The 19,276-nt window shown below is 45.4% G+C and carries 15 protein-coding genes and 1 pseudogene; 5 read left to right on the forward strand and 11 right to left on the reverse strand.

The window, feature by feature from the left end:
• Window positions 1–47: 47 nt before the first annotated feature.
• Entirely contained in the window at window positions 48–230 is a 183-nt protein-coding gene (locus tag SPEA_RS09735; protein WP_041410909.1) for a hypothetical protein, read from the forward strand.
• 71 nt (window positions 231–301) lie between these two features.
• Here the strand turns inward: SPEA_RS09735 and SPEA_RS09740 are convergent, their stop codons facing one another.
• From SPEA_RS09740 to SPEA_RS23445, 4 genes are all read right to left on the reverse strand, one after another.
• Window positions 302–2,491, reverse strand: a complete 2,190-nt coding sequence (locus SPEA_RS09740; RefSeq protein ID WP_012155100.1) for a M3 family metallopeptidase — start codon at window positions 2,489–2,491, stop codon at window positions 302–304.
• Between the two features lie 459 nt (window positions 2,492–2,950).
• On the reverse strand, window positions 2,951–4,390 hold the full coding sequence (locus tag SPEA_RS22400) for a YadA-like family protein (protein ID WP_012155101.1): 1,440 nt from the start codon (window positions 4,388–4,390) through the stop codon (window positions 2,951–2,953).
• A gap of 86 nt (window positions 4,391–4,476) precedes the next feature.
• Complete coding sequence (locus SPEA_RS09750; protein WP_049767961.1) at window positions 4,477–4,788, reverse strand: hypothetical protein; 312 nt, start codon at window positions 4,786–4,788, stop codon at window positions 4,477–4,479.
• A 183-nt stretch (window positions 4,789–4,971) separates the two neighbouring features.
• The gene (locus SPEA_RS23445) at window positions 4,972–5,103 is read right to left on the reverse strand and encodes a hypothetical protein (RefSeq protein WP_263053344.1); all 132 of its coding nucleotides are present in this window, start codon (window positions 5,101–5,103) and stop codon (window positions 4,972–4,974) included.
• A gap of 569 nt (window positions 5,104–5,672) precedes the next feature.
• Between SPEA_RS23445 and SPEA_RS22405 the strand changes: the two genes are divergently transcribed.
• Together SPEA_RS22405 and SPEA_RS09760 are read left to right on the forward strand one after the other, a co-directional pair.
• A complete protein-coding gene (locus tag SPEA_RS22405; protein WP_190272100.1) occupies window positions 5,673–6,290 on the forward strand; it encodes a helix-turn-helix domain-containing protein in 618 nt (205 codons plus the stop codon).
• Between the two features lie 342 nt (window positions 6,291–6,632).
• Complete coding sequence (locus SPEA_RS09760; protein ID WP_012155103.1) at window positions 6,633–8,207, forward strand: methyl-accepting chemotaxis protein; 1,575 nt, start codon at window positions 6,633–6,635, stop codon at window positions 8,205–8,207.
• Between the two features lie 257 nt (window positions 8,208–8,464).
• On the opposite strand, the gene rarD is transcribed toward SPEA_RS09760, so the two are convergent.
• On the reverse strand, window positions 8,465–9,406 hold the full coding sequence (gene rarD / locus SPEA_RS09765) for an EamA family transporter RarD (RefSeq protein ID WP_012155104.1): 942 nt from the start codon (window positions 9,404–9,406) through the stop codon (window positions 8,465–8,467).
• A 553-nt stretch (window positions 9,407–9,959) separates the two neighbouring features.
• Window positions 9,960–10,061, reverse strand: a pseudogene (locus tag SPEA_RS23505) (alpha-amylase family glycosyl hydrolase); the annotation flags it as partial.
• Between the two features lie 450 nt (window positions 10,062–10,511).
• On the opposite strand from SPEA_RS23505, the gene SPEA_RS09770 reads away from it, so the two are divergent.
• Window positions 10,512–12,911, forward strand: coding sequence for a TonB-dependent receptor (locus SPEA_RS09770; protein WP_012155105.1), 2,400 nt, complete (start codon window positions 10,512–10,514; stop codon window positions 12,909–12,911).
• A 461-nt stretch (window positions 12,912–13,372) separates the two neighbouring features.
• Here SPEA_RS09770 and rihA read toward each other — a convergent pair whose 3' ends face one another.
• A complete protein-coding gene (rihA, locus tag SPEA_RS09775) occupies window positions 13,373–14,341 on the reverse strand; it encodes a pyrimidine-specific ribonucleoside hydrolase RihA (RefSeq protein WP_012155106.1) in 969 nt (322 codons plus the stop codon).
• Between the two features lie 253 nt (window positions 14,342–14,594).
• Complete coding sequence (ggt, locus tag SPEA_RS09780) at window positions 14,595–16,301, reverse strand: gamma-glutamyltransferase (protein ID WP_049768002.1); 1,707 nt, start codon at window positions 16,299–16,301, stop codon at window positions 14,595–14,597.
• A 287-nt stretch (window positions 16,302–16,588) separates the two neighbouring features.
• On the opposite strand from ggt, the gene SPEA_RS09785 reads away from it, so the two are divergent.
• Window positions 16,589–17,809 (forward strand): GNAT family N-acetyltransferase, encoded by a 1,221-nt coding sequence (locus tag SPEA_RS09785; RefSeq protein ID WP_012155108.1) that lies wholly within the window; start codon window positions 16,589–16,591, stop codon window positions 17,807–17,809.
• 70 nt (window positions 17,810–17,879) lie between these two features.
• Here the strand turns inward: SPEA_RS09785 and SPEA_RS09790 are convergent, their stop codons facing one another.
• The 3 genes from SPEA_RS09790 to SPEA_RS09800 all read right to left on the reverse strand — a co-directional run bounded on the left by SPEA_RS09790 (window position 17,880) and on the right by SPEA_RS09800 (window position 19,273).
• Window positions 17,880–18,167 (reverse strand): hypothetical protein, encoded by a 288-nt coding sequence (locus SPEA_RS09790; protein ID WP_150102219.1) that lies wholly within the window; start codon window positions 18,165–18,167, stop codon window positions 17,880–17,882.
• A 134-nt stretch (window positions 18,168–18,301) separates the two neighbouring features.
• A complete protein-coding gene (locus SPEA_RS09795; RefSeq protein ID WP_012155110.1) occupies window positions 18,302–18,637 on the reverse strand; it encodes a hypothetical protein in 336 nt (111 codons plus the stop codon).
• Window positions 18,638–18,895: 258 nt separating this feature from the next.
• Window positions 18,896–19,273, reverse strand: coding sequence for a hypothetical protein (locus SPEA_RS09800; protein ID WP_012155111.1), 378 nt, complete (start codon window positions 19,271–19,273; stop codon window positions 18,896–18,898).
• Window positions 19,274–19,276: the final 3 nt, after the last annotated feature.

Below are 19,276 nucleotides of genomic sequence, written 5' to 3' on the forward strand. Positions count from 1 at the left end.
TTAAACTGTTAGTAAGATATTAATATGGATTAAGAGAGTGATGTGACATGGAGTCAAATAAACTTACTTCTGATGAACAAGTTCATGAAGCAGAAATTGCAGCGCTTCTGTCTGATCTCAATCGTAAAAGGCTCAAGTCTTTTGCTTTAGTGTTAGGTGTTGTAGCAGGTCTGCCTGCCGGCTTCTATGGTGCACGATTGATTTATCAGTGGTTAGCTCCTGTGAGTTAACCTCATCAGTTAATAGATAAAAAGGCTCCTTTTAGGAGCCTTTTCGCGTTTGTAACTCAGTTTTAGCAATACTACTTAGCCAATAAGCCACGGCTGCGAAGTAGCGGGTCAATACCGGCTTCTTTACCGCGGAATTGCTTGTAAAGTTGCATCGGATCCTCGCTGCCGCCTTGAGACAGAATGTTGTTTCTAAAGGCATCGGCAGTGGCTTTATCGAAAATACCATTCTCTTTAAAGGCTTCAAATGCATCGGCGCCTAAAATATCAGACCAGATGTAGCTGTAGTAGCCTGCAGAGTATCCACCCGAGAAGATATGTGAGAAATAAGTACTGCGATAACGCGGCGCGATCTCAGAGATAAGCCCCATCTTGTTCAGCGACTCGGCTTCAAACTTAGCCGCATCTTTTGGCATAAAGTCGGTGACTGTGTGCCAGTCAAGATCCAGCTTAGTTGCCGCCATATATTCAACCGTTGCAAAACCTTGGTTGAACTTACTTGCCGCTTGGATTTTCTTAACCAGCTCTTGAGGGATCACTTCGCCGGTTTTGTAGTGCTTGGCAAATTGCGCTAACACCTCAGGTTGTGTCATCCAGTTTTCCATCACTTGAGATGGAAACTCAACGTAGTCACGTGGTACAGATGTCCCCGCCTGTGAGCGATACTCAACATCAGACAACATACCATGCAGTGCATGACCAAACTCATGGAACAGTGTACTTGCTTCGTCAAATGTCAGCAGTGCTGGCTCATCACCCACAGGGCGAGGGTAGTTAAGTACGTTAACAATAATAGGCTTAGAATCGACACCATCCATGTTGTACTGCTGGCGATAAGAGTTCATCCAAGCGCCGCCACGCTTGCTGTCGCGGACGAAGTAATCTCCTAAGAAGATGGCCATTAGCTCACCATTCTTGTCGTAAACTTCCCAAGTACGTACTTCTTCATTGTACTTAGGTAAGTCGGTTCGCTCTTTGACGGTAATACCAAACAGGCGATTAGCCGTGTAGAACACACCTTGAAGGGTGTTTTCTAGTGAAAAGTAAGGGCGTGTTTGCTGCTCATTAAAGCTGTACTTAGCGACACGAATTTTATCTGAGTAATACCACCAATCCCAGCCAGCAAGTTTGAACTCCCCGCCTTCTTGGTTGATAAGCGTCTGCATATCGGCAACTTCAGATTCCGCTTGTGCTAGTGCTGCAGGCCATACTTTGTTGAGTAACTCATATACATTTTCAGGGGTTTGAGCTGTACGCTCTTCGAGTACGAAATGCGCGTGAGTTTTGTAACCCATCAGCTGTGCGCGCTCAGCACGTAGCGCAGCCATTTTAGCTAAGATTTTCTTGTTGTCGTTGGCATTGTCATTGTTACCGCGCTCAACGTAGCCCTTGTACAGGACTTCACGCAGATCGCGATTATCTGCATAGGTCAAAAATGGCGTAATCGATGGGCGAGAGGTGGTGAACACCCATTTGCCTTCATGGCCACGTTTAACTGCTGTTTGCGCCGCAGTGTTAATTACGTCTTCAGGCAGACCCGCTAAGTCAGCTTTGCTATCGATTACTAGCTCAAATGCGTTAGTTTCAGCCAGCAGGTTGTCACCAAACTCCAGGCTAAGCTTACCAATTTGTTCATTCAAGCCACGTAGCTTGGTTTTGTCCGCTTCGCTTAAGTTGGCACCGCCGCGGGTAAATGATTTATAGGTGTCTTCGAGCAGCTTTGCCTGAGCAACGTTAAGAGATAGCGAATCGCGATGGTTATAAACCGCTTTCACTTTTTGGAAAAGAGCATCGTTCAACAAAATGTCATCGTTGGCAGAAGAGAGCATAGGTGCCACTTTTTTAGAGATAACTTGTAGCTGCTCGTTAGTGTCAGCACCCGTTAGGTTATAAAACACGCTGGCGACTTTGGTGGTTAAGTTACCCGAGTACTCCATCGCTTCTATGGTATTAGCGAAAGTAGGTGCATCAGGGTTATCGATAATGGCTTGAATTTCAGCTTTATGCTGAGCAATACCGGCTTTGAAAGCGGGTAGGTAGTGTTCAGGTTTGATTTTGGCAAAATCAGGAATACCAAAGTAGGTATCGTAAGGCTTGAAGAAAGGGTTGCTGGCATTGTTGTCGATGATTTGCTGGGCAACGACCTTGGGTGCGATTTGTGTTTCAGTACTGGTATCTTTGCTTATATTTGAAGCACCACATGCACTAAGAGCTAATGCTAAAGCGACTGCTGATACGATTGGTTTGAGGGTTAATCCCTTCATATTTATATCCCCGATTATGCTTGTTTTAATTCTCGTCAATTTAATTACACTAACGTTAACCTCTTTAAGTACCACGCATAAAGGTATCAAATCTATTAAAAAACGGTGTTATTTGTAACAAATGGTGCGGCTAGCCATTTTTTATACATTTAACAGCCTCGTTTATGGCTGGAGTCTGGTAGCATTCACTATTTCGAATGCGCCAGTTAATCTGGCGTAGAGTCAACCCAAGTTACTCGACTTTTAACGGGGATAATTTGTTAGCCAAGTGCCGCAGTACGCCTGTTCTAGGCAGGTTAATCTTGATAGCCAATGACTGGCGAAGTTAAAAGATAAAGCCTGTACTCACCAACAGATGCAGTATCCTTTTGAATCTAATGGGCAAGTATTGAACTCTTCGCTGATGAAAATGTTTCAAATATGGCTCTCGTAAGAGCCATAGGCTGAACTATTCTCTAGTTAGAAAATGTACTGAACACCCGCACCACCTGACACATCAGTCTGTGTACCCGTTGTGACGTTGAATGTCGCTGACATTGACCAGTTAGCATCGAATGAGTGGGCGACTCCCATGGCTGCTGAACCTTCACTGCCCGCGAAACCGTAACCAAAGCCAATGGCTGTTTGACCAGCACCTTGTAGCAGGGGACGCGCGTTGGTGATTGCGTGCATCGAAGCCTGTACACCATCGATACGAGTATCTAAGCGGTCAACGTGGCCATATAGGTCGTTAATACTTAGCGTGTTGAAGTCAATCTGCTCCTTGTTAGCCGCGATGGCAGAGGTGTTTTTGCCAATGTTGCTGGTGTTCTCGCCGATTGCATCTGTGTTGTCGCCAATCAGGCCAGTGTTCTTATCGATAGCATCTGTGTTGTCGCCAATCAGACCAGTGTTCTTATCTATAACGTCGGTGTTGTCACCGATAGCATCTGTGTTGTCGTCGATTCCTTGGTTCACTTCTTCGAAGCCGTCGCGAACGTCATCGACTACTTTGTCGATAGGCTGCTTGATTGGGTCAGCATGAGCGAAGTCATCTTCTAGTGGTGGTAACTCGCCCTCGATTGGGCGCACCTGCATGTCATCTTCAATTGGACGCACTTGCATGTCATCTTCAATCGGTCGTACCTGCATGTCATCTTCGACAGGGTCAACTGTAATTGGATCTTCAACTGGTAAACCATTGTCTGGCTGGATTGGTCGAACCTGCATGTCGTCATCAGGGTTAGTAATGTCGTCAAAGATTGGATCAACACCCATTTCGTTATCAACAGGGTCAGTACCCATATCATCAGATGGCAGTGGGCGAACTGTCATGTCATCTTCAACAGGGTCAGTGCTCATGTCATCTTCAACAGGGTCTAGACCGTCGAAGATTGGGTCAACACCAATTGGTGACTCAACAGGTAAGCCCACAACTGGCTCCAGGGGACGCACGCTCATGTCATCATCAACAGGATGCAGGTCGAAAACATCTTCAACGATTGGGTCTAAGTCACCGTCGTTGTCTTCAAATGATGGCATCTCAGGTACTAAGTTCTCACCATGATCACCAACAGGGTTGAGGCCAATTGGCAACTGGTCAACAGGGTTTAGGCCAATGTCACCCTCAAGAACTGGGCGGCCTTGCATGTCGTCAGGTAATGGACGCACTTGCATGTCATCCGGCAGTGGACGAACTTGCATTTCATCTGGCTGCGGGCGAACCTGCATGTCATCTTCGATTGGGTTAAGCCCATTGAAAACTGGGTCAATAGTGATGTCACTCACTGGCTCTAGGCCAATCTCACCTACTGGGTTGGTGCTCATGCCGCCTTTTACTGGCTCTAGGCCAATCTGCTCTGCCATTGCTGGTACTGATAGTAGTGCTGCTACTGATACTGCTAAAATTGTCTTTTTCATTGCTATGTTCCATCTATTAATGTCGGCATTATGCCGTGGGTTCCCCGCAGGGGAGTTCTGTTAAAGTCATTCGTTAAAGTCGTTCGCTATAGTCGGTCAGCTAAACGTCTGCACTTGCTTATTGTCATCTTGTGACGGTAGCGCTGCTTACGGTCCTCTTTGTAGACGAGGAAGCCATCACCAATGTGGTCACGTGTTACTTCTCGTGTTTCACGTTCCAACTTGAGCGCGCGTAGTGGCATGCTTGCAATGCGTAGCTTGGTCGCACACACTGTGTACTTAGCTGCGAAGTCAGCGGCTACCCGTTCGTCTAAACCAGCATTTGCTCGTTCACACGCCATGATTGAAATTCCGCCTAGTACCAGGATTAGTACTGCTGGATTGAATCGTTTTGACATCACTCGTCCTCTTCATCTGTTTCGAATTGTTTCGCGTCTTCGCCGCCAGTCTCGATGTTTGTTAGTGTCGTTGCTGATACCGCCAAAATAAGCGTCACTGTTAATAGTTTCTTCATGGAACTTACTCTCTGTTTGTGTTTATTGGGCTGTCTACGCCCGAGAGGAACCTTACTGTCTGTCTTTTTAGGCCAGCGCTATTTGCGTAGCAGGCACAGTGTACTTGTCTGCGTTAGTGTCGTTAGCTACAGTTGCTAGCATTTGAGCTAATACACCTGTAATTAGTGCCGCTGTTATTTCGTGTCGTGAAATCGCCATGTTTCGACCTCTGTTATTGGTACTTGTTCTGCTTTGAATTATGCGTTCGGGCGTATTTATAGGACAACACCATCATCGCCGTCTTGGTTCTCAAAGTTAAGCATTTGTAACTTATGAATTATCACCAAAGCACCTTTGCTAATCACTGCGCAAACAGTAACACTGTATTTGCGAGGAAAGCAAATAAAAAATCGAGTATTGCGAAATTCGACGTTTTGTACTCTTTGTGCCCACTTTGGAAGAAAGTGCACCTACATGCCGTGTCCAAAAGGATGCAAGCCTTTGCTACATGCCGCTTGCAACATGCGACACTCTCAAAAGATAGGGCATAGAGTGTCTAAGATAGTCGCGGTACCTAGCTCTTTTAGAGGCTGGATTTGCACACAACATGTACAGACTGGACTCCTTTGCTCAGTGCCAATGGGTGGCTGAGGTTGCTATCCTACGACCAAATCGCAAGCAAAATATTACTGACCTGTACATGAGTACATATAGCTGCGCATTAATTTGACACATAAACAGTGTCCCTGTTACAGTGAGTAATAGAGTTAATAATCATGGCGAAACAAATGGCGTACAATGAGGAGACACAGAAGGCGGTTCGACGGGTTTGGGATGAGTTCAAGAGTGAGACAGGGACGAGCCAAGCAAAAGCGGCCAAAGCCCTCGGCATTAACCAGTCGGCGTTAAGTCAGTACCTAAGAGGGGAGATCCCCCTTAATACAGACTTCTTGGCTAAGTTTGCAAAACTAACAAAGTCCGACTTAGACTCCTTGGGAATAACTCCCGCCACCGTAGGGGCGATGCCGCTAGAACTAAGGTACACGCTGTCAGGGCGTAGGCTACGTGACACCAGTGCGCTGGTACCCTCGCCGACCTCATTTGAGGGCTGTTTCGGGATAGTAGTCGATTACGATGACTTCGCCCTACCAAGAGACAGCATTATGATTGTCGATGAGACAACAACAATCAAAGAATATGACTCGGTTATCCTAGTCTCACGTGATGACCGAATGATCAACGGCACCATCAGGTACACCCCAGATGGATGGGAGGTTCTTGAGCCTCACGCAAGAGGGGCGCGGCGCTTCGTTGTGAGAGGAGACGACACTATTTACAGATTAGGGGGCGCGTTCCTACCCGAAAGGCATGGGCGGACTTTCGAGCAAAAACCTGCACGGGGTTAGTACTCCGTTTTTTGGGTTAGCGTTTAAGTGGTAATCCTGCTAGTGGTGCTAGTCCTTATACTATCATCTCTGTTGCCTATCAAAACGAAATATGAATAAATGGCGCTAGCAAAAGTTAGTGTCATTTTCTTTTTAGCTATAAACTGCCTGCTTCAGTAGATGGAACCACTATATTTCTACTCCTTATCGCTTCAACCTTCTTTTTCACCTTCATTATCTATTCTCGGGTTATAGAGTCTGCTGATTTTAGCCTAACTGCATTTTCGTGATAGTAATCAATACTTTCTTTGTTAATATCTGTAAGAATGACGTACGTTATTTTACGCGATAAGACTGATAACAATGCGAAACAACCAACCCGTGACTCAAACGGAAAAGACTCTAACCGATAATTGTATTTTACTGTCGACCACCAATCTTGACGGTAATATTAAGTATGCCAATGAGAGCTTTACCAAGGTTAGTGGCTACAGTTTTGATGAGTTACAAGGTCAACCTCACAACATGGTGCGGCACCCTGATATGCCAGAGGCTGCCTTTCAGTCACTTTGGGAGCGTATTAAACAAGGGAAACCTTGGGTTGGTATTGTTAAGAATCGCACCAAGTCAGGCGATCACTACTGGGTTAATGCATATATAGCCCCTGTGTATGAAAATGGCAAAATCCACGAGTATCAGTCGGTACGCCGTAAGGCTACACCGGAGCAAATCCTGCGCGCAGAAGCGATTTACCAGCAGGTAAAAGCGGGAAAGCAACCTAAGGCGCTACGCAACCCGCTACTAGGTTTTGGGGCAAAGTTGTATGCTTGGCTGCTGTCGATGTTAGTGATGGCGGTTATTTTAGCGAGTTATTCACCGATAGCTGCAGTGATACTACTTAGCCTAGTTGGCGCGATTGGCTTGCACCGTATCTTGAAGCCATTCAACCAATTAGTGACACAAGCTAAAAATACTGTCGATGATCCTCTCGCTAAAGGTGTATTTACCGGCCGGCAAGATGAATTAGGCACAATAAGCTTTGCGCTGCAGTTCTTACTTACAGAAACTGGCGGCGTGATAGGCCGAATGGCGGATTCAGCAGGCTCAATCGAGTCCCTTAGCGCGAGTTTAAACGATACCATTCACAATACCCGACAACGTGCCGACAGCCAGAGTATGCAAACCAGCCAAGCGGCCACCGCGATGGAAGAGATGAGCGCTAGCTTTGCTGAAGTGAATAATAATATTCACAGCGCGGCGAGAGAGATGTCGGTGAGTAACCTTTCTGCAGAAAAGGGTCATCAACTGCTTGAACGGGTGATTGAGTCCATTACACAACTCAAAGATGAGGTGGGTAACTTTGCTTCAGTCGTCGCGTCAATCGAACAAGATAGCCAAGATATCAATAAGGTATTGGAGGTGATCCGTGGCATTGCAGAGCAAACAAATCTGTTAGCACTTAACGCTGCGATTGAAGCGGCGAGGGCGGGAGAGTCGGGTCGAGGCTTTGCAGTGGTTGCCGATGAAGTGCGTCAACTTTCTAGCCGTACCAGTGAATCTACCTCTCATATCGAAGCCATTGTTGCTAAGTTCCGCGAAAGTACCGTTATGGCAGCTAAGACCATGGAGGCCGGTCAACGCAGTGCTGAGCAATCGGTAGACTTGGCAAAACAGGTTGATGAGTCATTTGAGGCACTACGTCACTCGATTATTAAGATGAATACTATGAGTGATGAAAATGCTTGTGCTATGACACAGCAAACGACTGTCGCCAACGATATCAGCCACTCAATTCAAGTGATCAGTGAGCTCGCAATTGAGAGTCTTGAACAGACACAAGATGCGGCAGAGCGTGGTCAGCAAGTGTCTCGCCTATCGACTAAAACCCATAGTTTATCTAAGCAGTTCTGGGAGCAGAGCGTACAGAGAAAGATTTGATTTAAAGAAGATTTATTAAAGAAGGTTCTAGGGAAGGCAAAGAAAGGTTCTAGGACCTAGGAAAAGCTGAGACGGTACAAGCAAAGACGGAAAAGCGGTGTTTGTTGTAGGTCGGGCTTTAGCCCGTCACGCTTTGCTGTTCCTAGCAGGGCGTAGCCCGTCCTCGCAGCGAAGCGCCCTAGGATCTAGCCCCTTCTTAGACCGGAAGCTGAGGTGAACCGTAGCACTAATGGCTACGGTTCTCTGGGTATGGATTACTAACTAGGATGTCGGCTTGCTCGATACTTGTGTCTTAGTGCGGGCAGCGCTTCTAATGAACATAACAGTAGTCCGGTCCAGATCAAGGCGAAGCTTACCGCTTTTACTTGATCAAACACTTCATTAAATACAATCACAGCCAGCAAGAATTGCAAACTAGGCTCGATATATTGCATTAGCCCTATCATAGATAAGCTTGTCGCCCTGATGGCCAGCGCAAAGAAGACCAAAGGCATTAAGGTCACAGGCGCTGAGCCAATATAGAGCAGCAATACCGATGTCTGCCCTGATAGTGCAGCCGATATCGCCACGCTTTGATCTGAGCTCCACAGCCACAGTAAATAGACTGCAGCAACAGGCATCAATAAAAGCGCCTCTACTGTTACTGAGGTGAGCGAGTCGAAGCGGATAAACTTTTTACAAAGGCCGTAGAGTGCAAAAAAGCTGCCCATGCTGAGTGCAAGCCAAGGCAGTTCACCATAGCTATAAACCATGTAACTTATGCCACAGGTGCCCAATACCACTGCCATTTTTTGTGCTGCACTGAGCTTATCACCAAGAAATAACACGCCTAAACCAATAGCAAACAGTGGGTTAATGAAAAAGCCTAAGCTAGCCGCAAGCACTTGTCCATGAGTGATAGCCCAGGTAAAGCTGTACCAAGACACGCACATGATAAGCGAGGCTAGCCCGCATAGCAGCACAGATCTCTTGTCGGCTTTAAGAGTCGCAATTGAGGGAAAACGGCGTCCCATCAGCACAAACACCAGTGCCATAAAAGGCACAGAGAACAGGATCCTAAATGCTAGTAACTCATTGATATTGGCATTCGGCAAAAAATGATAGTAGAGCGGCATCAAGCCCCATAATAGAAACGAGAAAGCAGCAAGTGCGTTGCCCTTAAATGAAGAGGCAGCGTTTTGGGATGTTGTGGATTGCATATGAGTTTAGCTGGAACAGGTTAGGCTATTAAAGGCGGTATTTTCTCATTAGCTGGGCATAAAGAGTGTGACTTGAATCACCTTGTGCTAGTGATTTTAATAAGGATTCTGCTGAAGATAATGATTTAGCTTAGTCGCACTATTTAGTGCTTAGGTTATCGCTTAATCGCTCTGAGTTTATGGTATCACTCCAAGCATTGACCTGCTCATATCGACTCTTAGTGCTACATGCAAGTGATTAGGGAACACTGCATAGGCCGCGATATCTATGGCAAAAAGTTCGGCAATAATGCGGGTAGCCATGATATTTAAATTAAAGTAATTAGCTTAATTGGGTGTTCAGGTGTACTGTTAGGTATCAAGCTGTGTAAGAAGGTAATTAAAAGAGGATACTTTCATCTTAAGTCCTTTTTAAAGGGGAAGAAAATTATATCAAGTATACACCTTCAACTTTGAACAAGGGTCTTTTAAAAAAGTATAGGTGGTGCACTTCTAGGTTGAACGTGGCTTTACTGCGACACAGCCAAAATATATGGCTGTCCTATCTTTTCTATACGCAAGCTAACAGAGCTTGCTCATCAAGTAGCGCCTGAGATTTAAAACGTCCCTCCCAGAAAGCACCTTTACAGTCATCTTCGCGATTAGCCCTGTGAGCTTATCTTCAACACAGAGGTAAGCTCCTCGTACACAAAGGTTTATGATGTGCAAGAAAGGCGTTGCTTCAGCATCGATTAGGGTTCTTCTTGCAGAGTCATGAGCAACATCCTTCACTAAGCAGTTCAAATCAAACAACTAAAAGCCTAGTAGAGGATGGTTTAAAGCATAAAAAGATATGGCTGTCCTATCTTCCTGTTTGTCCTATTTTCCTCTTCGTTTAAAGCACAAAAAATTATGGCTGTCGTATCTTCAGCATTCTTGACTCTTGGTGTTAGTCCATTTGAAGGTTGTTGCCAATATGTAGCAATGGTTTGATCGGTTAAGTTTTGCTCGATGTGACAGCCAAACTAATAACATGCCTGGAGGCTGCTAATTTTGTCTAGCTATGCGAGGTGTATCTCCTCGTAATTAGCTCTTAATGACAATTAATAATGAACAAGGATAGATTATGACGCTTAGATCTCGCCGTTGCACAAAACCTCGCTTTAGTTCTGTATGGACACTTCTACTCCCCATTTTTACAGTGCCAACGGCTATTGCCCAGAGCGAAACTGAGGTCCCTAAACCCAGTAGTAAAGGGACAATTGAGGTGATTGAGGTTACGGCCCGTCGTTCGGTTGAGAGCCTGCAGGCCACTCCTATTTCGCTAACGGCGCTGGACACTGAGGCTATTGAGCAAAAAGGGATCCGCTCGGTGGTGGATCTAACGGGTTACGTGCCTACATTACAAATTCAAGCCAATGCATCTGGTTCAAATGACGTCACATTATCTATGCGTGGCTTGCGAGTTTCAGACTCTGTATCAACGGCAGAATCTCCCATCGGCGTGTACCTCGACGGCGCTATTTTGCCGCGGATATCTGGTGCCATGATGGATCTACTAGAGCTCGAGCGAGTAGAGGTGCTGCGCGGCCCTCAAGGCTCACTCTATGGTCGCAACTCGACGGGAGGGGCAATTAATATGATCAGTAAAAAGCCCTATCTTGATTTTGGCTTAACCCAAGACTTTACTGTTGGCAGTGAGTCTTTGTTTATTACTCAGACCCGAATCGACTCGGGAGAACTCGGTGAGAGTGGTCTGACTGCAGCATTCTCCTTTCGTAGCGCTAACCGAGATGGTCATATCGATATTATCGACACACCGAACGACAGAGATGGCGGCGCATATGATGATAAAGCCTATCGATTAGCAATAAACTGGCTGGCCAATGACTATTTCGAAGTTGATTACAGCTATAACCGTATTGAATCTGAAGGAACCAAGACTCCTTCACACCTAGCTGCTGTTAGTTACGAGGCTGGTGAAGTGGCTCAAGTTAATGGTGAACCATTAGAGCTGCAAGCGAGCCGTGCCGATTCCCTTAACTTGAACAATAATGGCTATGGCACCAGCAATACCACACTGCACACCTTGGCAATTAACTGGGACATGAGTGATAACTATAGTCTAAGGGCGGTGACAGGAATTCGTGACTGGCAGGGAGAAGAGTTCGGTAATGATTTAGATGGTAATGGTCTGTTGCAGGCCAATGTTATTAACCCAGTTACGTTCGAAACCTCGATACAAGCCTTTCCAGGATTATTCTATTCACCACTCAATAAGCGTAAACAACAGCATTTCTCCCAAGAGTTACAGCTGCTTGGCACAATTACTGATGATTTGGACTTTGTATTTGGCCTGTTCTATTTCGACGAGGACTTTGACGAGTACAATCCAACCAACTTCTATCTTCCTCGCGCCGTTATTGGCCCAATGTTTGGTAACCCTAATGCTGATTTCGGCATGCTGGCCGCCAATATTATGGATTTTAATGGGAGTTCTAAATCAAAGGCCGCATTTAGTCAGTTTAATTGGAGGCTCAATCAAGACTTGCGCCTAACTGCAGGGATTCGCTATACCCAAGATGAAAAGTACTTATATCAAACCGTGGTCGACTTTAACGACCCATCGGGTTTTGTCAGTGGCGGTGATAGCCGTGATTACAGTAACTTTAACTGGAATATCAGCGCCGATTATCAATTTAGCGAGACAAGTTTTGGTTATGCTAGAGTCGCTACTGGCTATAAGTCTGGTGGCTTAACTGCCCGCAGTGCCGGAACTGGAAATCTGTTTTTGGACGATTTTGATGAGGAGACCTTAATAGGTTATGAGGTTGGCATAAAGAACGATTTATTTGATAAGCGCTTACGACTTAATACCAATGTTTTCTATACCCAATATGATGATTTTCAAATCGATTCATTTCTATTTGGTAGCGGCGGCGCAACCTCACTTATCGAAAATGCCGGTGATGCCGATCAATTGGGCGTAGAAGTTGAATTTGTTATCGCAGCGACTGAAGATCTTCGTATCGATGGCAATATCGCCTGGTTAGATATGGATTTTCAAAAATATGAAGTGTTAAACCGTAAAACCAATCAACTGGTCGATGTGGCTGAAGAAGCTGAGTTCCCCTATGTTTCAGAGATCACTGCGGCGCTGGGTGTTCAATACTTATTGGCCGAGTTATGGGGCGGAGAGTTGTCACTGCGCGCCGATGCGCGTTATATTGGCAAGCGAGTATTTACTCAGGTAGAGGTTGTTCCCGGACCGACTCCTGATTTAGACGATTATCATAGCCCATTTATGCATGACATTGCCGCTGATGCTTATACCTTAGTTGACCTGCGAGCTAGCTTAGATGGCGTCGATACAGGCTTTGGCGAATTGAGGCTATCAGCCTGGATGCGCAATACACTAGATGAAGAGTACATTACTCAGGGCATTGACTTTGGTAGCTTAGGTATAGGCAATGTTATTTACGGCGACCCCAGAACTATTGGCTTAGATATGCGATTACAATTCTAAACGAGCCGCGCATAAGCGAGTACTACAGTGTAGTACTCGCATCTTTGAAAACTTATCTAAGCCTTAAGACAAAATTAAAATCTAGTCTTTAACAATCAATAACATATCCCGATGCGTACCTTCTTTCAATACTAGATTTCTTGATATAGCAGAACGCTTCTACTTTGAACAACGGAATGGTCTAAATTACAAAAATTTGGTTGACCTGACAGTCTTTGGGAAATTCCCATGTTTGGCATAAACTCGCATCGTTTAAGTCGAACAAGGAATTACTCTTCATCCAGCAACAGCTAGGGACGATTTGCTTCAACATTAAAGGTGAAAATGTACCGGGTAAGTAATGGGAAAAACATGTAACAGGGTGAATATAGTTACACTATTTCACCCTGTATTGAAGCGGTTAGCCATGTATTGAAACAATTCGCTATGAATAGCTCATGATACATTGTTAGTTTTAAGTGTTAGTTATAAGCCTCTAAACACTCAACGATCAAGTCGACAAAGCCTTGTCTATCAAGCTTGCACAATACTTGAGTATTGTGTGGATTATTAGTTAGCTGATAACGGTCAACCACTGTCATCCCTTGGGTGTATTCGCCTTTTGTTTCAACACCCACCCAGCAATCGTACGAGGTAAATAGCTCAGGCTTAAGTAACCAAGCTATTGTGCAAGGGTCGTGCAGTGGCGCGCCTTCAAAGCCCCACTTTGGGTCTCTGTGGTAGATCATAAAGAAATCCAGTAACTCGGCCACGCACTTGGCGACAGGGTTGTTGATAACACGAATACGCTCGATATCTTCGTCCATGATCTGCGCTTGATGAGTAATATCAAGGCCACACATGGTGATAGGAATACCTGACTTAAACACCATATCAGCCGCTTCTGGGTCAACAAAAATATTGAACTCAGCCGCCGGTGTCCAGTTACCGGCCTCTGCTGCGCCGCCCATCAGCACGATACGCTCAATCTTGCTATGTAGCTCTGGGTAGGTCGCTATAAATAGCGCGATATTGGTCAGTGGGCCAGATGGCACAAGGGTGACAGCTTCATCACTTTCTCGCACCTTTTGCGCCATTAACTCGATGGCGGAAATCGTTAGCGGCGCAAAAGCGGGGTCGGGCAGTTTAGGACCGTCTAGACCACTCTCACCATGGACATTGTCGGCAATAATCAGCTCTCGGGCTAAAGGCTTAGGTGCGCCAGCTGCGACAGGAATATCGTGGCGCTCGAGCAAGGTTAAAATGCGCAGCGCATTGTTTAAGGTCTTATCGGGGGTTTGATTACCGGCACTAGTGGTGACCGCTAATGGCTTAAGTGCCTTACTGCTCATGGCTAGGATTAATGAAATTGCGTCATCATGGCCGGGATCGCAGTCGAGAATAATAGGAGTAACTTTTTGTGATTGCTGCTTTGCTTGAGTAGGGCTCATTGTTTGGCTCCGCAAAATATGTGTCTATTAAAATAGGTTTGTAGGTTGTTTAACATCCTAGAGCCTAATGCCTGCAAATTCTGTGACTGAGTAATCGCTTTTAAGCTATTGAATCTACTGTTTGTTTATCTACAGTTCGTTTATCTATAGCCAGGCGACGCGTTTGTATAAAAACAAAATCGCCCTTAGGCAAAACCTAAGGGCGAGGGCTTATAGAAGATATCCAATTGCAGTTGTTTATTTGCTGAAGCGGCTAGTAACCCGCTGTTTCACTGCCCGCACGGCGCGGATCGCTGGCGCCAAATATGCCTTGCTCAGTCACCATAATCGATTGAGTCGATCCCATGGCATTATTGACTTTCACCTCGTGACCTTTGGCTTTGAGTAAGCTTTGGGTGTCACGGTTGAGGGTATGCTCAACGCGCAGTACGTCCGGTAACCACTGATGGTGAACACGTGGTGCATAAGTGGCTTCGGCAATGTTTAAGTCGTGGTCGATGACATTCATGATGATCTGCATGGTAGTGGTGATGATGCGCGAACCGCCTGGACTACCTGTCACAATATAGGGCTTGGAGTCCTTCATCACTATGGTTGGGCTCATTGAGCTTAGTGGCCGCTTATTGGCCTCAACAGCATTGGCTTCGCCGCCGACTAAACCATAACCGTTCGGGGTGCCGGGTTTGGCTGAAAAGTCATCCATCTCATTGTTGAGTAAAATACCTGTGCCTTTTGCTACAAGTCCTGAACCATAGCTGAAGTTGAGGGTATAAGTGTTAGATACGGCGTTACCCCATTTATCAACCACAGAGTAATGGGTGGTTTGATTGCTCTCATAAGGGGCGAGCTTACCTGGCTTAATTTCACTGCTTGGGGTCGCCTTATCTGGAGCGATCTGTTTAGCAAGTTGCTTGGCATACTCTTTACTGAGCAGCGAGTTGACAGGTACATCAAAAAAGTCTGGATCGCCCAAATATTCGCTGCGATCGGCGTAGGCGCGTTTCATCGCTTCCGTCATTAAGTGCAGTGTGGCTGCGGTATTAAGGCCTAGCTCCTTAATTGGATAGCCTTCTAGAATATTGAGCATCTCGATAATATGTATCCCGCCCGATGATGGCGGCGGCATAGAGACCACTTGATAACCCCGATATTCGCCGACAACAGGCTCACGCTCAACGACCTTATAGTTTTTAAGATCGGCCAAGGTCATGATGCCGCCGGCATCTTGAATGGCATTGACCAGCTTTTCTGCGGTTTCGCCCTGATAGAAGCCTTTGCTACCGTGCTTGGCAATAAGTGATAGTGAATGGGCGAGTTCAGGCTGTTTCAGCAACTCACCACTTTGGTAGTCACTGCCATCGGCTTTATAAAATATTTCGGCAGAGCTTGGCCATTGGGCGATACGTCTCTTAAGTCCTGATAATGAGGCTTGCAGATCCGGAGTCACGACAATGCCGTCTTTCGCCATCTTGATAGCGGCATCGGTTACTTGCTTCATGGTCATGGTGCCGTACTTTTCTAATGCCAATTCCATGCCCATTACCGTGCCAGGCACGCCGACGGCTAATCCGTGTTCGCGGCTTAGTTTATTAACGGGGTTGCCATCCTCATCGAGAAAAATATCACGATGGGCTTTGGCTGGCGCCATTTCACGGTAATCGATAGCGATAGTTTTATTGGGCTCACTTAGGTGAACCAGCATAAATCCACCGCCACCAATATTACCTGCTCTTGGTAGGGTAACGGCCAAACTAAAGCCGACTGCAACCGCGGCATCGACCGCGTTGCCGCCTTGTTTTAGGATCTCAACTCCTGCTTGTGTAGCGAGCGCTTCTTGGCTAGACACCATACCGTATTTAGCCCAGATAGGTTGGGCCGTAGCAATATGGCTGTAAATAGAGGTTTCTTTAGCGGTTGCGGTAAGCGGAGTTATGGCCGAAAGCGTTAGGGGAATAGCCATTGAAATGGCGAAGGCCAAAGCTTTAAACGAATAAGGCTTAAGCGAATGAGACCTAGACCTAGAATTAGACAAGGGTGTCTTAAAAGCGCGCATTTTACATCCTTCATGATTATTGTTTTAGTTTGACTGTTATAGCATGAGGCTAAATGGTTATAGTATTGTGACTGTTTAGCTATGTGCAATGTGACGTTTATTCGCTGCAAATGCAAGTTGAGGCGCTAGTGCGGCTTAGCTGTGAATGACTTAGCCAATCAACCACAAAGATTAACTTAACGAGGGAGTGCGCCTTGGGCAACGAACCTGACGCTCGTTTTTGCATTGCTGTCGACGAAAGCCTTTATCAAGTGGAGTTTATCGCCGCCATTAGTCAGTTTTCTAAAGAGAACTGGAATAGGTTAATGCGTGATAGTAACCCATTTAATAGATATGAATATTTGGCGGCACTTGAGTCCAGTGGTTGTGTCTGTACAAAGACAGGATGGACCCCAATGCATATGCTGGTGCGCAAGGTTAATGGCGATGAAATTGATGACGTTATTGCGGTGATGCCGCTTTATATTAAAGCGCACTCCTACGGCGAATATATTTTTGATTGGGCATGGGCAGATGCCTATGAGCGCCATCAAATACCTTATTACCCTAAGCTTCTTGCAGCTATTCCATTTACTCCTGTTACAGGCATGCGGCTTGGGAGCATATTTGAACACACTTCTTTGCAGCAACAAGCGTTGTGGCAGGTGGTTAATCAGGCACTAACTCGCTGCCTAGCTGATTATGGTTTTTCCAGTTGGCACTGTCTGTTTTTACCGAGATCTCAATTTACTCAGTTATCTAAGCAACAAAACCTTCAACGTTTAAGTACTCAGTTTCATTGGTTTAACCGTAATTATGCTGATTTTAATCACTTTCTTGATTCTCTTACTTCCAGAAAGCGTAAAGATATTAAAAAGGAAAGGCAGAAAGTCAGTAGGGTGGGCTTAACCTTTGAGTTTGTTGAAGGCGATGCCGTGACAACAGAGTTATGGCAACACTTTTATGCATGCTACCAAAGCACCTACGCGAAACGCTCAGGGCATTATGGTTATCTTAACTTGGAATTCTTTGAGGCTATTGGAAGCACGTTGAGTGAACAGATTGTGTTACTGCTAGTGAGAGATCCACAAAGGCAGATAATCGCATCAGCATTGTATTTTAAATCTGCAACTCATCTGTATGGTCGCTATTGGGGGGCATTAGTGGATGTTGATGGATTGCACTTCGAAGCCTGCTATTACCAAGGTATTGAATACTGCATTGCAAATAAATTACAGGTGTTTGATGCGGGGGCACAAGGAGAGCATAAGGTTTCTAGAGGGTTCCAGCCTGTTGAAACCTATTCCAATCATGAGGTGGCTCATGGTGAATTTAGGTCAGCGATAGAGAGTTTCACCCAACAAGAGGCACAAAATATTAAGATTTATATGCAACAATTGAAAGCTAAGCTGCCTTATAAACACCAAAGCTGTTAGATCATTTTCACTTTATTGTAATCATGCTTAAAAGTCATACTCGAGCCGCTGACTGACACCGTTATCTGAGTTATCTGACAATGGCTCGAACAATAACAGCAGCTGTCGCCTTGATGAAGCTGGTGTCGGCATAATTACCCGTGCAAAGTGTATCGTACAGGCTTGCATCCTCAGCTTTGTCTTTATGTGTTGCTGCAGCCAGTGCTGCTCTAGCTGCAGCGACTTGTGCGATGGCATTATTTAGCGAGTGGTCTAATAAACGATCGAACCAGTTCAAAGTTTGTTGCCGCTCCTCGGCTAAACGTTGCTTGTTTAATGCACTTGCTAGGTTTGCTTTAAGGATAATAATGCTATTCATATGCAGGCCTTGATGCTTATACCTGTGGTTATCAGACATATCAGTGCCGGAGTAACCGCTTTGGGTTTTAACGCGTTATAACAATGGCTTGCCTAGCCATTTCTTTATGGTTTAACTGAGGTCCAGCTAAGGTTCTACTTTGGCTTAGATAGGGCCTTTAGTTTTGCCGATTCAGATCTCGCTTGTTGTAATCCTTTAATCAGCTTATCCACTTGTGCATCGTTAAGGCAGTATAGAGAAACGATATCGACGGCATATTCGCCAATGGCAGTTAGGTTTACGCCACCATTTGAACAAAGTACCGGAGCCATGTAAGCCGAGACATAGACAGTTGAACGATTAGCGCTGACTGATACTTTCTTACCTTCAATCGTCATTGCACTCGCTGCTGTGGAGCTTAGTAAGCCACTTATAAGGGTTAAAGCTGCGATGATGGTGTGAATGATTTTCGAGTTTGTCTTTTTGAGCATCTAGCGCCTCTCTGTGAATATCTAATTAGGTGATTATACATGTGTACACTGCGTGAGCTCAAGACAGTTGCCTAGCTTGTTGTTTATTTTTTATTGTTTGTAGGATTGGAGGGGGAGAAGATAGAAGAGTGAATAATGAACTTGCGAAAGAAAGCGGAAGTTATAGGAGTTAATGGAGGTAAAGGAGTGATATCGCGGAGAGAAAGCAATAAAAATGCCAAGGCTATAGCAGCATTGGCATTTTAAAAGTGAAGCGACTTATAGCTTGGTATTAAGTTGCTGCTGTATCGAAGCCGATAACTTATAGACCCACTTGTTGTAATTTCGGTGAACTTCACCGTCTTTATAATCTAAGTTAGTGCTATCGACATAATTGATATTGTAAAAGTTGTCATCATAACTGATACGAACATGAGCTTTATGGGATCTTACCGTGATATAGGCGTCAATCGTGTTGTTGTCGGCCTTAATCGGTGTCCAGCCTTTTGCTTTGCATCCTTGTATAATTGCCTGCTCAATGGATTGGGCACTATTTTGTGGGACTGGCTCATTGGCTAAGTTGACTAATTTTACAGAGGTACAACCCGATATAAATAGGGCGGCTAATAGTAAAAAAACCTTCTTGAATGGCTTCATCAG

The sequence above is a fragment of the Shewanella pealeana ATCC 700345 genome, from assembly GCF_000018285.1.
GTDB classification, from domain to species: domain Bacteria; phylum Pseudomonadota; class Gammaproteobacteria; order Enterobacterales; family Shewanellaceae; genus Shewanella; species Shewanella pealeana.